Raw genomic sequence first — 13,261 nt, 5'->3', positions numbered from 1 at the left:
TAATTGCGCTAGATCGTTTATTAGACAGATTTGCTTTTCGCTCAGTTCACACTTTTTAAGATAAACACCCCAAAATGGGATCACACACAGTTATGTAACCACTAAACCATAAAAAACAAATGCTTGAATAACAAATCGACCACTACTGCTTAGATATTATTCAAACACAGCTCCACCTCCTAGCACAAGCCAATAAGCTTACCCTTAACCCTCATCAATAAAATTAATAATAAAATTCAAAAAAAACCCTTTTTTGATTAAGGTCAATTGTAGTATAGTTACAGCAAGTGGCGATAATGATTCGATAAGTGGCTCAAGGATCGCTATATTATGTAATAAAATTACAATTTTTAGCTAATGAGGTATGTTATGACCACAGGTATTCAAATTACTAAAGCAGACAACGACGCACTATTGGGTTCTTTCTGGCTATTAGATAACGAGCAAAGCCAAGCTCGTTGCCTATGTGTAAAAGATGAGCTGTACGCTGAAGATGAAGTGGTAGCTATCGATGCATTGGGTCAAATCGAGTATCGTGAAGTGCCAATGAAAGCACAACCTATTGAAGAAGGTGGCCAACACCTAAACGTGAACGTACTACGTCGCGAAACCTTAGAAGATGCAGTTAAGCACCCAGAAAAGTACCCACAACTAACCATTCGTGTTTCAGGTTATGCGGTACGTTTTAACTCGCTAACGACTGAGCAACAACAGGACGTAATTACACGTACCTTTACTGAATCTTTATAAGCTTCAGTTTCGCTCAATAAAAAAAGCATGCCTAGGCATGCTTTTTTAGTTTTAGTACAGGCTAAATAAGCTTAATCACGCTCTCTAATCAACCCTTCTTGAATGGTTGATGCCACCAGCTTACCTTGACGCGTAAAGAACTGCCCTCTCACTAGGCCGCGCCCTTGAGAAGCCGCTGGGCTGTCGACAACATACAATAACCACTCGTCTAAGCGAAAATCTTGGTGATACCACATGCTGTGGTCAATAGTGGCAGTTTGTATAGAGGGCTCAATAAACGAGCGACCATGTGGCTGCAAAGCTGTAGGCAGAAAGTTAAAGTCTGAGGCGTAAGCCAGCAAATAACGGTGAATACGGCCATCGTCTGGCATTTGTCCATTTGCTTTAAACCATACGCAACGTTTAGCTTCTAGCTTTTCTGGCTGCAAAGGGTTAACAAAGCTTACCGGTCGCATTTCTAATGGCTTGTCGCAAATAAACTTATCTCGCACTGCATCAGGCAGTTGATCGCGCAATTGAAAAGCATACTCTTGTTCTGACTGCAGCTCTTCCGGTGCGGGCACTTGCGGCATTTCATCTTGGTGCTCAAAGCCAATGGTAGGCTCTTGAAACGAAGCCGTCATATAAAAGATAGGCTTACCAAACTGAATAGCTTTCACCCGGCGAGTAGACATGCTTCGCCCGTCGCGGATACTTTCAATGTCATAAACGATTCGATGGTTGGGATCGCCGGGGCGTAAAAAGTAAGAGTGAAAAGAATGAACTTGGCGCTTCTCATCTACCGTTTCTTTAGCAGCCGATAAGGCCTGCCCCATTACTTGGCCGCCAAACACAGCACCAAAACCTAAATCTTGGCTACAGCCACGAAACAGCCCTTCTTCAATACGCTCTAGGGTAAGCAGCTCAAGTAGATCTTTTAACACTTTACTCATAGTTATTTTGATTTTGTCCTAGCAATCCCTGCAATATGCGCGAGAACGAAACAAAGATCAACTCGGGGTCAAATTAGGCTGTCACTAAAGACCAAATTGATTAACTTTAATTGACTTGATACTCGCCTCAGCCAACCGCTTGCCATAATAGTTTAGCCGCTTAATCCCCTCGACTTTTCTTACTATCAGATCAAATAAAAACAGCGCCAAATAAGGCGCTGTTTAGTGCTTCCTGCTTAGCTTAGGCTAAACTTAAATGCTCATAAGCAGTTCACGTAGTTGAGCAAAATCGGCAGGCATTTCTTTAGATAACAGCGCTAAATCTGCTCGGTCTGCTAACGGCTTAGGTAAACCGATTTCGCGACCCAATATCTCTTCAACGCTTTCTTTAAACTTAGCGGGATGCGCAGTACATAGGAACAAACCTTGCTCGCCCTCGGCCAATTGCTCGGTAAGCTGTTGGTAAGCAATTGCGCCATGCGGCTCACATACATAGCCTGCGTCATCTAAAGCTTTAACTGCTTCAGCAGTTTGAGCATCGCTCATTACGCCTTTGCCTAGGTCACTAAGTGGCCAACCTTTGGTTTTAAACAGCTCTTCTACACGTGGCCAGTTGTTTGGCTGGCTTACGTCCATTGCATTAGACAGCGTAGCTTGAGTAGGCTTTGGCTCCCAATTACCTGAGGCCAAATAGCGCGGTACCGTGTCGTTTGCGTTAGTTGCGGCAATAAAGCGTTTAATTGGCAAACCCATCGCTTTTGCAATCAGGCCAGCTGTTAGGTTACCAAAGTTACCTGACGGCACAGAAACCACTAATTGCTCACGCTGTGCTTTTGACAACTGAGCAGCCGCTTCGAAGTAGTAACATACCTGCGCAACTAAACGGCTAATATTGATTGAGTTCGCAGAGTTAAGGCCAATGGCTTGTTTAAGCGCTTCATCGTCAAAAGACTGCTTCACCATGGCTTGGCAAGCATCAAAGTCAGCTTCAACTGCAACAGTGGTAATGTTACCGCCTAAGGTACAGAACAGCTTTTCTTGTAGCGGACTAATTTTACCTTTTGGATAAAGCACCACAACATTGATGTTTTCCATGCCATAAAATGCGTGTGCCACCGCAGCGCCAGTATCGCCAGAAGTTGCGGTTAAAATAGTGGTTTTATTGCCATTAGAAAATTTAGCTAAACACTGCGCCATAAAACGGCCACCAAAGTCTTTAAACGCTAAAGTTGGGCCGTGGAATAATTCTAGAGCACTAATTTTATCACTTACCTTGGCCAAGGGCGCAGGGAAGATAAAAGCCTTAGTGACCATTTCTAGCAATTCTTGCTCAGTCAACTCGTTATCTAGCAATGCCGCTAACAACTTTGCACAGCGCGGATGAAAATCCAGATCAAGCAACGCGTCAATATCATCAAAGGCTGGAATATTATCAGGGAAAAACAAACCTTGCTGTTTGCCTAAACCTTGTTTAACCGCTTGAGTAAAGCTAACTTGTTCTTCGTTGTGTTTTAGATTGTATAAGTTCATAGCGACGTTCCTGTTACTCGTGTGCCCTGTTCATCGATTTTACAAACATGGCAAAATCCATCTTCGTTTTGAATAAAGTGTTGTTCTAACCAGCTTTTGGTGCGTTGTGCTTGCTCAAGCACTGGCGTAACAATAAATATTGTTGGTCCAGAGCCAGAAATGCCGCTAGCTAAAGCGCCGCTTTGAGCGGCAAAACTGCGTACTTCATCAAAGCCCGGAATAAGTGCCGCGCGATAAGGTTCGGCGATAATATTGTCTTTTAGCAACGTCGCCGCTAGCTCAGGTTGTTTGCTGTAACTAGCATGTACAAATCCGGCTAAATTACGGCCAAACTCTAGGGTATCTTGGCGACGGTATTGCGCAGGTAAAATTGAACGAGCCTGCGCGGTAGAGATATTAATGCCTGGGTAGGCAACAATCCAATACCAATCTTCAAAATGGGGAATCGCTTGGCTAGTGGCGCCTTCTTGCTGCAACATCAGTTGCATGCCGCCCAAGTAACAAGGGGCTACGTTGTCGTAATGCACACTGCCGCTAATCTGCCCTTCTAGCTCGCCCATCATAATAAGCATTTGCTCTTTATCAAAGGGCGTATCAACAAAAGCATTTAAGCTTTCTAAAGCGGCTACCACCGAACAAGCACTAGAGCCTAAACCACTGCCTATTGGCAAGTTTTTCTCTAGGGTCATTTTTACACACGCTAAGGGCTTGCCAACCTGCTCGGCATACTGCTTAGCAAAATAGTGGTAGCAATCGTAAAGAATGTTTTGTTTAGGGTCGGCCGGTAGCTTGTGGGCAAAATCACCCACGTTCTCAATGACGACATCATCACCTTCAGCGGCTTCCACCATTACTCTATCACCCAACAAACGGCCGTCGATTGGAGATAAGGCAGCGCCTAGGGAATCAAAGCCAACACTGACATTGGCCGTTGAGGCTGGAGCATAAACAACAACACTCATATTATACCTCTTGGTTCCAGTTTAAGGTTCTTAGTACGTCTGCAAATACACCCGCAGCGGTTACCGCAGTACCAGCACCGTAGCCACGCAATACTAATGGAATCGGTTGGTAGTAGCGGCTGTAAAAGGCTAAGGCATTTTCGCCGTCTTTAACACGGTTTAATGGGTCGTCTGCTGCTACCGCACTTAACGATACTTTGCATACACCTTTATCAATACTGCCTAGGTAACGTAATACCTTACCTTCGGCTGCGGCATCTTCCATCAACTTAGCAAAATAAGCATCGGCTTCTGGCAGGCGCGCCATAAAGGCTTCAGTATCGCCACTTGAATCAAAGTTTGGCGGTAAGGCTTTATCTATTTGAATGTCTTCAATGCTTAAAGGCATGCCCGCTTCACGAGCTAGAATTAGCAATTTACGCGCAACGTCCATACCCGATAAATCATCACGCGGATCAGGCTCGGTAAAGCCGTTTTCACGAGCAATAGTTGTGGCCTCGGAGAAGCTCATGCCTTCATCTAATTTACCAAAGATGAAAGATAACGAGCCAGAAAGGATCCCGTTAAAGCGTTCCAGCTTATCGCCAGCTTTAAGCAAGTTTTGTAGGTTTTCAATTACTGGTAAACCAGCACCTACGTTAGTGTCGTATAAAAACTTACGGCGCATTGCCAAGGCAGTTTTACGTAGTTGTTGGTAATACTCCATGCTTGAAGTATTGGCCTTTTTATTGGCTGTAACCACGTGGAAGCCGTTAGCTAAAAACTCGGCGTATTTACCGGCAATATCATCGTTGCTAGTACAGTCTACAATCACCGGGTTAATAAGGTGGCTTTGGCCAACTAAGTCAGTAACGTTGGCTAAACTGAAACCACCATTCTCTTCAGTAGCCGCTAACTGCTGTTGCCAGTTATCTAAATCTAAGCCCTTAGAATCCAACAGTAGCTTACGACTGTTCGCCACACCACATACCCGAATACCAATTTGCTGCTCTTTTAAATGGCCTTGTTGAGCATGAATTTGTTCAACTAAAGCACCGCCAACACCGCCCACACCAATCAGGAATAAATCAATGTAATGCATGCTGTTAAAGAAGTTTTGGTGACAAGCGCGAATCGCCTCGGCGGCTTTCTCTTGAGATACCACTGCCGAAATAGAACGCTCTGAAGAGCCTTGCGCAATCGCGACAATGTTAATTGCCACTTCCGCAAGAGAAGTAAAGAAGCGTGCAGCAACACCCTTGCTACGGCGCATGCTATCGCCCACCAGCGAGATAATCGCCAGCTTGTCGATAGTTTCAATCGGCTCTAATAGTTGATTCGCTAGCTCTAACTCAAACTCTTCGTTTAAGGCCTCAAGCGCGCGAGTGGCATCAATACTATGAATACAAAAGCTAACGCTGTACTCGCAGCTAGACTGGGTAATTAGCGCCACTGACACTTTACTACGCGAAATGCTTTCAAAAATGCGTCCAGCCATGCCAACCATGCCTTTCATGCCTGGGCCTGAAACAGTAAGCATTGTGAGCTCTGACAAGCTTGATAGCGCTTTAACCGGTAGGTCATCTTGAGCAGGGCTTTGTGCACCAATCAAGGTACCTTCACCCTGCGGGTTAAAAGTGTTCTTGATGAGGCAAGGGATATGGTACTGAGCGATAGGCGCAATGGTTTTAGGGTGTAAAACTTTCGCACCAAAGTAGCTAAGCTCCATCGCTTCTGGATAGCTTAAGCTACGCAATAAACGCGCGTCTTCAACAATTCGTGGGTCGCAGTTATATACGCCGTCTACGTCGGTCCAAATTTCGCAACATTCAGCATCTAAACAAGCTGCTAATACTGCCGCACTGTAATCTGAACCATTGCGGCCAAGTACCACGGTTTCGCCTTGATCATTACCAGCAGTGAAGCCAGGCATTAAGTAAATAATACCTTCTTGAATCATTGCACGATTTAAACGCTGTTTAGACGCTTGAATATCAACAACCGCTTCTAGGTAGCCGCCTGAATTGGCAACCAATTTTTGTTGAGGAATAATAATTTCAGCGCTGTGGCCACGAACCGACAATAAATGGTTCATGGTATGAATACTTAGTTTCTCACCCGTAGAGAGTACTTTAGCGCGAATGTTGTCTGGGCATTGCTGTAACAAGGCAACACCTTTAAGTAGTTGGCGGAGTTCGCCCAACTCTTGATGCACCATTAACTGCATTTGCTCAATCGCAAAACCAGCGTACTTAGCCTTTAACTGGGTAAGCAAAGCTTGGAAGGTTTCTTCAATACGGTTTAAATAGCTTTCGCCATCATTACCGTGACTCACTTTGTCGACGACAGCGACTAAGTCATTAGTCACACCAGCAGGAGCCGACAGTACCACAGCCATTTGAGATTGATGCTGATTGCTTAACACAATATCGGCAGCGCGATTAAAGCGCTCAGCGTCAGCTAAAGATGATCCACCAAATTTTAAAACTCGCATTGTTCCTCCCAAAAAAAAACCCGCATCGTGAGTGATACGGGCTTTCTTCGATGTAGTTATTTGCTACAACCAGCCCGACCCGCATGTAGTAATGCGGGTAATCGTTCCGGTGGTTGTGTAAACAAAATGTACTGACATCTGAATAAAAAATCTAAATCCAATTTATGTTCATACCATAACCAGCTGGGCGCTATAGTCAAGTTTTATTTGTTTAGCATAATGGGGAAAACAAGCCTTTAAAGGCCAAGAACAGCCTTAAGCCCTGATTTTTACTAATAATCTCAGCGGTCGCTAGCTGCAGCTTTATCTCCTCAAAGATAACTTGTAGTGAATGCTTCATAAGTTTTATACGAATAATTAAGCATTTATAATCTAATCTTTCGCTCAACTCCCACCTTTGATTGTCCTTCATTCAACATAAGTAACCCCTAGAGTCGAAAACAAACTAAACGCCTTCGCCCGCTATCTGGCTAGCTAATTTAGGTAACCAAAGCCCAGCAATAAAAATTTGAACAGGTGTTTAAATCCTGCCATAGTGGATAAAAAAACAACAATAAGAAAATACCTATGAATGAATTGATGGAACACCAAGCTGCCCACGCCATGCTGCAGCGCTTCAATAGCTTCTACCAATGCTTTTTAGAAGTGACCCGTGGCGCTAAACAACGCTTTGAAAATGCCGATTGGATGTCGGTACAACTCGCTTCTCGTGAGCGTATTCGGCTTTATGACCACCACGTAACCGAAGCCCGAGAAGCTATTAAACAGCTCACCGGCCATTTACAGCGCAGCAACGAGTTTTGCGCAGCGGTTAAATCTCACTATTCAGACTTGCTTAAGCAGCATGATAACTTTGAAGTTGCTGAATCTTTCTTTAATTCGGTTTACCAACGTTTGTTCCATCATCGCTATATAGAAGAAAGCCAACTCTTTATAAGACCGAGTCGCTGCAGTAAGTTATTTGACTATCAGTTACTCACAAAGCGGTATCAAGATACTCAACTAGAACGCTTACTGCATAGCTTGTTTGAAGATTATAGCTTTAGTATCGATTATGAAGACTTAACTCGCGATATCTCTTTTATCACTGAGCGACTTAATCAAGTACCTCAGCTTGCGGGTCAACAATTACACAAAATCACCATGCTGCAGCCAGTGTTTTACCGTAACAAAGCCGCCTATTTAATCGGCCACTATAAAAGTGAAGGATTAAGTTTCCCAATGGTGTTTCCACTGCTTAATCAACATGGCAAAGTGAGTGTTGATACGGTGCTTATCGATAGTGACGAAGTGAGTATTATCTTTGGCTTTGCCCGCTCCTACTTTATGGTGGATGCACCCGCACCAAGACGCATTGTGAATTTTCTAAAGCAATTACTCCCTAATAAAACAGATTACGAGTTGTTTACCGCCATTGGTTGTCAAAAACACGGTAAAACCGAGTTGTACCGTCACTACCTCAACCACTTACATAACTCGAGCGATCAATTCGAACTTGCGCCTGGCATTAAAGGTATGGTGATGAGCGTATTCACCCTGCCTTCTTACGATGTCGTCTTCAAAATCATTAAGGATGAATTTACTCCGCCCAAAGATGTTAGCCATGCCATCGTTAAAGAGAAGTACCGTTTAGTAAAACAACATGATCGGGTCGGCAGAATGGCCGACACTCAGGAATTTTCCAATGTAGAGTTTCCGCTAGCACGTTTTAGCCAAACCTTGTTAGATGAGTTGCACGCGGTAGCGCCATCAATGTTACATATAGAAGGCGAGTCCATCACCATTAAGCACCTTTATACCGAACGCAAAATGATCCCTCTGAATATGTATTTGGATAAAGCTGATGAACAACAAACACGACAAGTTATTGATGAGTACGGCAACGCCATTAAACAACTCGCTGCCGCCAATATTTTCCCCGGCGATATGTTATTTAAGAATTTTGGAGTGACCCGTCATGGTCGTGTAGTATTTTACGATTATGATGAAATTTCTTACATGACCGAGTGTAACTTTAGAGAGTTTCCAAAATCTCAATATCCCGAAGATCAATGGGGTGCCCATCCAAGCTATTCGGTTGGGCCCAATGACATTTTCCCTGAAGAGTTTGCCACCTTTCTGTTAGGTAAACCCGTTGTTAAACAGGTCTTTAGAGAGTTACACGCTGAGCTGTTTCAAGCCAAGTATTGGCAGCAACTACAGCAGAACATTAAAAATGGTCTGTTTGAAGACGTTTATCCTTATCGAAGACGTCGCCGATTTGTAAACAGGTAGAGGATCCTGCTACAAAATTATGGGAAATGATCATTTAATCGGTTTTGTTTAATTTTTTGAGGATCTGCGGTGATCTTAAGCAAAGGATCAACCATACTACTTTTTAGAAACAAAAATAATAATAAGGAGCAGCGGTGGCTAAGTTACTATTTCAGCATTCACTTGTTGTTGCTCTTTTTGTCGTTTCTGGCGCGGTGTTTGCCGCAGATGTTGAAAGTGAAATGAGCCTAAGTTACGGCGATGGCGAACATATACAGCTGTCTTCCCGTAGCCAAGTAAAAAATTGGTACGTCACGGGTTACAACAATAGCCAGTTTGTAGCCACTGGTGACGATAACGACGCTCAATCTTGGTTCTTTAACGGCGGCTATCAGCACAAACTGCGCAGCGAATTGTCTTTGTTTGTTGAAGCAGGGGTAAATAACCAATACGACGATATTGCCACCCGCAAAGGTTTCAACCTTTCCACTGGGGTAAATTATCAACCCCTAAAAAGCCTCTCAATTCAAAGTAAGCTGGTGCAGGTTCACCAACCTAAATACGACAATACCGAGCATAGTCTAGAGCTGTCGAGTACTTACCACTTACTTAAAAATATTGATGTTAAAGCCGTTTATCAAGTGGAAGCACAGCAAGATAAACAAACTCAGCAACAGGTACAATTTGGTTTAGGCTACCGCTTCTAAGCAAAACCTTCAGGTAGCTCTAAGGCCTGTTCACTCACTAGCACACCATTCTCATCAGCATAAATGAACATACCGGGCTTTATCTCTTGGCCAGCAAACTCAATACTACAGTCAAGCTCACCTAAGCCTTTACGGTCGGTCCTCATTGGGCATGCTGCTAAAGCTCTAACCCCCAAGTCCATGGTATTAATGGCGCTTACATCACGGATAGCTCCATTGATTACCACACCAGCCCAACCTTGCACATAAGCTGAGTCAGCAATTAAATCGCCCATTAAAGCACGCTCTACACTTCCACCTCCGTCCACCACCAGCACCTTACCCTCGCCCGGAGTGGCTAATAACTCTTTAACTCGGCTATTATCTTGCCAACATTTTACAGTGACCACTTGCCCCCAAAATAACGGCTTAGCGCCATAGAGAGTAAATATCGGATCTAATAGTTTTACCTGCTCAGGGTAAAGATCACAAAGCTCGGGAAGAAGGTCTTGCATGGCGGTCATCCTTTATCATCAAGTTATACAATATACCAATGGTCGGCTTAGGCCTAAGTTGAAATAGCTTGCTTAATACACAGCCATTCGCGCAGATAACAGTGGTCGTTTATCCATCTAAAAATCTTTTGCCTGAAAAGCTTTGCAATATGTTGCACATCAATTAACGAGCGATCAACAACTGCACTAAAATCGTAATGATTTAGATCACGCTAGCCTGCCGTAAGCCAGCAGTGAGTAAACTGAAGCAACTGTAAACATGAAACTAAATAACAGTCTTACTTTCGACTGAATAATCGGATTCTCGTAACACTAAAAGGATTACTCACGGTAATTATCGCAAGCCATTGATATTTAAAGTTAGCAATGCCCCAAAAGATAGTGTTTTCATATAAAGTAAACATGTAGTTTATTTTCAGTATTGTCTTTTAAAAATCGTTAAAATGGTCAATTCCGATTGATTTGAATCAAAAGCACAGCAGAAAACGTAAGCTTTTTTCAGTCTCAAGTTGTTATATCACTGTTAAGCCCATAGAATATGTATATTGCTTGTAACGAACAATGCATATAGAAGGTCTCATACGCCGATTTAACACGCGTTTCAGGCAAACTATTTGTCTATTTTTTTGCCATTCAACGAGTTTTAACACAAACTCAACATGGATTGAATTAAGTAGCGATTGCTTTGCACCTTTTATTTGAGCTACTTGTTCGCAAGCCCACTTATTCTAAACAGCATTGGGGAAGACCATGACACCGAATATTTTAATCGTCGAGGACGAATTGGTCACTCGTAACACGCTAAAAAGCACTTTTGAAGCCGAAGGCTACAACGTGTTTGAAGCTATCGACGGCAATGAAATGAATAGCGTGCTTGAAGCGCACTCTGTTCACTTAATTATCATGGATATTAACCTTCCTGGTAAAAACGGCTTGTTATTAGCACGCGAATTACGTGATCGTGAACAAATTGCCTTGATGTTCTTAACAGGCAGAGACAACGAAGTAGACAAGATTTTAGGCTTAGAAATTGGTGCAGATGACTACATTACTAAACCATTCAATCCTCGCGAGCTAACTATTCGAGCTCGCAACTTGTTAAACCGCACTGTAAATGGTCAAGCAGCCAATGAAGATAAAGGCTCTGTTGAAGAATATCGCTTCAACGGCTGGACCTTAGATATTAACAGTCGCTCTTTAGTAAGTCCTCATCAAGAAACCTACAAACTACCACGGAGCGAGTTTCGCGCAATGTTGCACTTTGTAGAAAACCCTGGGCAGATTCAAACCCGAGCTGACTTGCTTAAGAAGATGACCGGCCGTGAGCTTAAGCCACATGACCGTACTGTAGACGTTACCATTCGTCGCATTAGAAAACACTTCGAATCAATCCCTGAAACGCCAGAGATCATCGCGACTATTCACGGCGAAGGTTATCGTTTTTGTGGTGAAATTGAGTAAGCAATAAATGCTCAACAAAACCTCGCAGTTTCGCGAGGTTTTTTTATACTTGCTAGATGCTCAATAAATGAGCAGGCTGGCAAGGTTTTACAAAATTGAACAAATTACCAGCCACATTTACAGCCAATAAATCGACAATATTTTGATCGACATTCTGATTTGTAGTTATTTTTCTACATATCCTTTTGTGATCAATCTTGTATAATGTGCGCAGATTTTTTTACTAGCATCCTTAACGGAGAGTCACTTCAATGAAGAAAACCAAAATAGTTTGTACCATTGGTCCAAAAACTGAATCGGTAGAAATGCTAACTAAGTTAGTTGAATCAGGCATGAACGTAATGCGTCTTAACTTCTCTCACGGGGACTTTGCAGAGCACGGCACTCGCATCAACAACCTACGTGAAGTTATTAAGAACACGGGCAAATCTGCTGCTGTTTTATTGGATACTAAAGGTCCAGAAATCCGCACGATTAAACTAGCTGGCGGCGATGACGTAAGCTTAGTTGCAGGTCAAGAATTCACATTCACTACTGACCAAACAATTATCGGCGACTCAACTCGCGTAGCGGTAACTTACCCTGGTTTAGCGGCTGACTTGAAAGTAGGCAACATCATCCTAGTAGATGACGGCCTAATCGAAATGGAAGTTATTGCTGTTTCTGACGACGAAGTTAAGTGTACTGTTCTTAACAACGGTGACCTAGGCGAAAACAAAGGTGTTAACCTTCCTGGCGTAATCGTTCAACTACCTGCACTTTCAGCTAAAGATAAAGGCGACTTAATCTTTGGTTGTGAGCAAGGCGTAGATTTCATCGCTGCATCTTTCATTCGTAAGAAAGAAGACGTACTAGAAATTCGTCAACTTCTTAAAGAGAATGGTGGCGACGCTATCCAAATCATCTCTAAAATCGAAAACCAAGAAGGCGTAGATAACTTCGACGAAATTCTAGAAGTATCTGACGGCATCATGGTTGCTCGTGGTGACTTAGGTGTTGAAATCCCAGTTGAAGAAGTAATCTTCGCTCAGAAAATGATGATTGAGAAATGTAACCGCGCTCGTAAGCTGGTTATCACTGCAACACAAATGCTTGACTCAATGATCAAAAACCCACGTCCAACTCGCGCTGAAGCGGGTGACGTTGCTAACGCAATCTTAGACGGTACTGATGCAGTAATGCTTTCTGGTGAGTCTGCTAAAGGTAAATACCCTGTAGAAGCGGTATCTATCATGGCAACTATTTGTGAGCGTACTGACGCAGTAATGCCTTCTAACCTAGATCCAGCACGTGATAGCGGTAAACTACGCATCACTGAAGCGGTATGTAAAGGTGCTGTTGAAGCGTCTGAGAAGCTAAGTGCTCCTCTTATCGTTGTGGCTACTGAAGGCGGTAAATCAGCTAAGTCTGTTCGTAAGTACTTCCCTAAAGCGAACATTTTAGCGATTACTACTAACACTAAAACATCTGCTCAACTTTGTTTGACTAAAGGTGTTTACCCACATGTTGTTGATAGCATTGAAAGCACTGACGCATTCTACGCTCTAGGTAAAGACCTAGCGATGGAATCTGGTCTTGCTAACAAAGGCGACATCATTGTGATGGTATCTGGTGCCTTAGTACCTTCTGGTACAACTAACACTTCTTCTGTACACGTACTGTAATTTTACGTTTACTGAATTGAAGTAAAAAAGGCGCC

At 43.2% G+C, this 13,261-nt stretch carries 10 protein-coding genes; 5 read left to right on the top strand and 5 right to left on the bottom strand.

The genetic code is table 11. The features are described from left to right. The first annotated feature begins 369 nt into the window (after positions 1 to 369). The gene (gene grcA, locus Q4549_RS16795; protein ID WP_303513762.1) at positions 370 to 750 is read left to right on the top strand and encodes an autonomous glycyl radical cofactor GrcA; all 381 of its coding nucleotides are present in this window, start codon (positions 370 to 372) and stop codon (positions 748 to 750) included. A 71-nt stretch (positions 751 to 821) separates the two neighbouring features. Here grcA and tesB read toward each other — a convergent pair whose 3' ends face one another. From tesB to thrA, 4 genes are all read right to left on the bottom strand, one after another. Next, the gene (tesB, locus tag Q4549_RS16790) at positions 822 to 1,682 is read right to left on the bottom strand and encodes an acyl-CoA thioesterase II (RefSeq protein WP_303553487.1); all 861 of its coding nucleotides are present in this window, start codon (positions 1,680 to 1,682) and stop codon (positions 822 to 824) included. 252 nt (positions 1,683 to 1,934) lie between these two features. Continuing rightward, complete coding sequence (gene thrC, locus Q4549_RS16785; protein WP_303553486.1) at positions 1,935 to 3,212, bottom strand: threonine synthase; 1,278 nt, start codon at positions 3,210 to 3,212, stop codon at positions 1,935 to 1,937. Next, a complete protein-coding gene (gene thrB, locus Q4549_RS16780) occupies positions 3,209 to 4,174 on the bottom strand; it encodes a homoserine kinase (RefSeq protein WP_303553485.1) in 966 nt (321 codons plus the stop codon). Before thrB ends, thrC begins: the two co-directional genes overlap by 4 nt. A 1-nt stretch (position 4,175) precedes the next feature. Beyond that, the gene (gene thrA, locus Q4549_RS16775; protein WP_303553484.1) at positions 4,176 to 6,647 is read right to left on the bottom strand and encodes a bifunctional aspartate kinase/homoserine dehydrogenase I; all 2,472 of its coding nucleotides are present in this window, start codon (positions 6,645 to 6,647) and stop codon (positions 4,176 to 4,178) included. Between the two features lie 567 nt (positions 6,648 to 7,214). Between thrA and aceK the strand changes: the two genes are divergently transcribed. Together aceK and Q4549_RS16765 are read left to right on the top strand one after the other, a co-directional pair. Next, complete coding sequence (gene aceK, locus Q4549_RS16770) at positions 7,215 to 8,921, top strand: bifunctional isocitrate dehydrogenase kinase/phosphatase (RefSeq protein ID WP_303553483.1); 1,707 nt, start codon at positions 7,215 to 7,217, stop codon at positions 8,919 to 8,921. 134 nt (positions 8,922 to 9,055) lie between these two features. Further along, on the top strand, positions 9,056 to 9,607 hold the full coding sequence (locus tag Q4549_RS16765) for a hypothetical protein (RefSeq protein ID WP_303553482.1): 552 nt from the start codon (positions 9,056 to 9,058) through the stop codon (positions 9,605 to 9,607). Here the strand turns inward: Q4549_RS16765 and Q4549_RS16760 are convergent. Beyond that, the gene (locus Q4549_RS16760) at positions 9,604 to 10,101 is read right to left on the bottom strand and encodes a putative 4-hydroxy-4-methyl-2-oxoglutarate aldolase (RefSeq protein WP_303553481.1); all 498 of its coding nucleotides are present in this window, start codon (positions 10,099 to 10,101) and stop codon (positions 9,604 to 9,606) included. The two genes, Q4549_RS16765 and Q4549_RS16760, sit on opposite strands and share 4 nt — an antisense overlap. 750 nt (positions 10,102 to 10,851) lie before the next feature. Here Q4549_RS16760 and arcA point away from each other — a divergent pair. Both arcA and pykF read left to right on the top strand, forming a co-directional pair. Beyond that, on the top strand, positions 10,852 to 11,562 hold the full coding sequence (arcA, locus tag Q4549_RS16755) for a two-component system response regulator ArcA (RefSeq protein ID WP_137673737.1): 711 nt from the start codon (positions 10,852 to 10,854) through the stop codon (positions 11,560 to 11,562). Positions 11,563 to 11,813: 251 nt separating this feature from the next. Next, positions 11,814 to 13,226: a pyruvate kinase PykF gene (gene pykF, locus Q4549_RS16750; protein ID WP_137673736.1), complete on the top strand. Its 1,413-nt coding sequence runs from the start codon at positions 11,814 to 11,816 to the stop codon at positions 13,224 to 13,226. Positions 13,227 to 13,261 lie beyond the last annotated feature (35 nt).

This window comes from Agarivorans sp. 2_MG-2023 (genome assembly GCF_030548085.1).
Classification (GTDB): Bacteria; Pseudomonadota; Gammaproteobacteria; order Enterobacterales; family Celerinatantimonadaceae; genus Agarivorans.
The sequence above is the reverse complement of the archived record's forward strand: the minus strand, read 5'-3'. Positions and strand labels throughout refer to the sequence as shown.

Bases quoted from the DNA above. Each gene is read 5' to 3' on its own strand.
- grcA (WP_303513762.1), top strand. From the start codon at position 370: ATGACCACAGGTATTCAAATTACTAAAGCAGACAACGACGCACTATTG.
- tesB (WP_303553487.1), bottom strand. From the start codon at position 1,682: ATGAGTAAAGTGTTAAAAGATCTACTTGAGCTGCTTACCCTAGAGCGT.
- thrC (WP_303553486.1), bottom strand. From the start codon at position 3,212: ATGAACTTATACAATCTAAAACACAACGAAGAACAAGTTAGCTTTACT.
- thrB (WP_303553485.1), bottom strand. From the start codon at position 4,174: ATGAGTGTTGTTGTTTATGCTCCAGCCTCAACGGCCAATGTCAGTGTT.
- thrA (WP_303553484.1), bottom strand. From the start codon at position 6,647: ATGCGAGTTTTAAAATTTGGTGGATCATCTTTAGCTGACGCTGAGCGC.
- aceK (WP_303553483.1), top strand. From the start codon at position 7,215: ATGAATGAATTGATGGAACACCAAGCTGCCCACGCCATGCTGCAGCGC.
- Q4549_RS16760 (WP_303553481.1), bottom strand. From the start codon at position 10,101: ATGCAAGACCTTCTTCCCGAGCTTTGTGATCTTTACCCTGAGCAGGTA.
- arcA (WP_137673737.1), top strand. From the start codon at position 10,852: ATGACACCGAATATTTTAATCGTCGAGGACGAATTGGTCACTCGTAAC.
- pykF (WP_137673736.1), top strand. From the start codon at position 11,814: ATGAAGAAAACCAAAATAGTTTGTACCATTGGTCCAAAAACTGAATCG.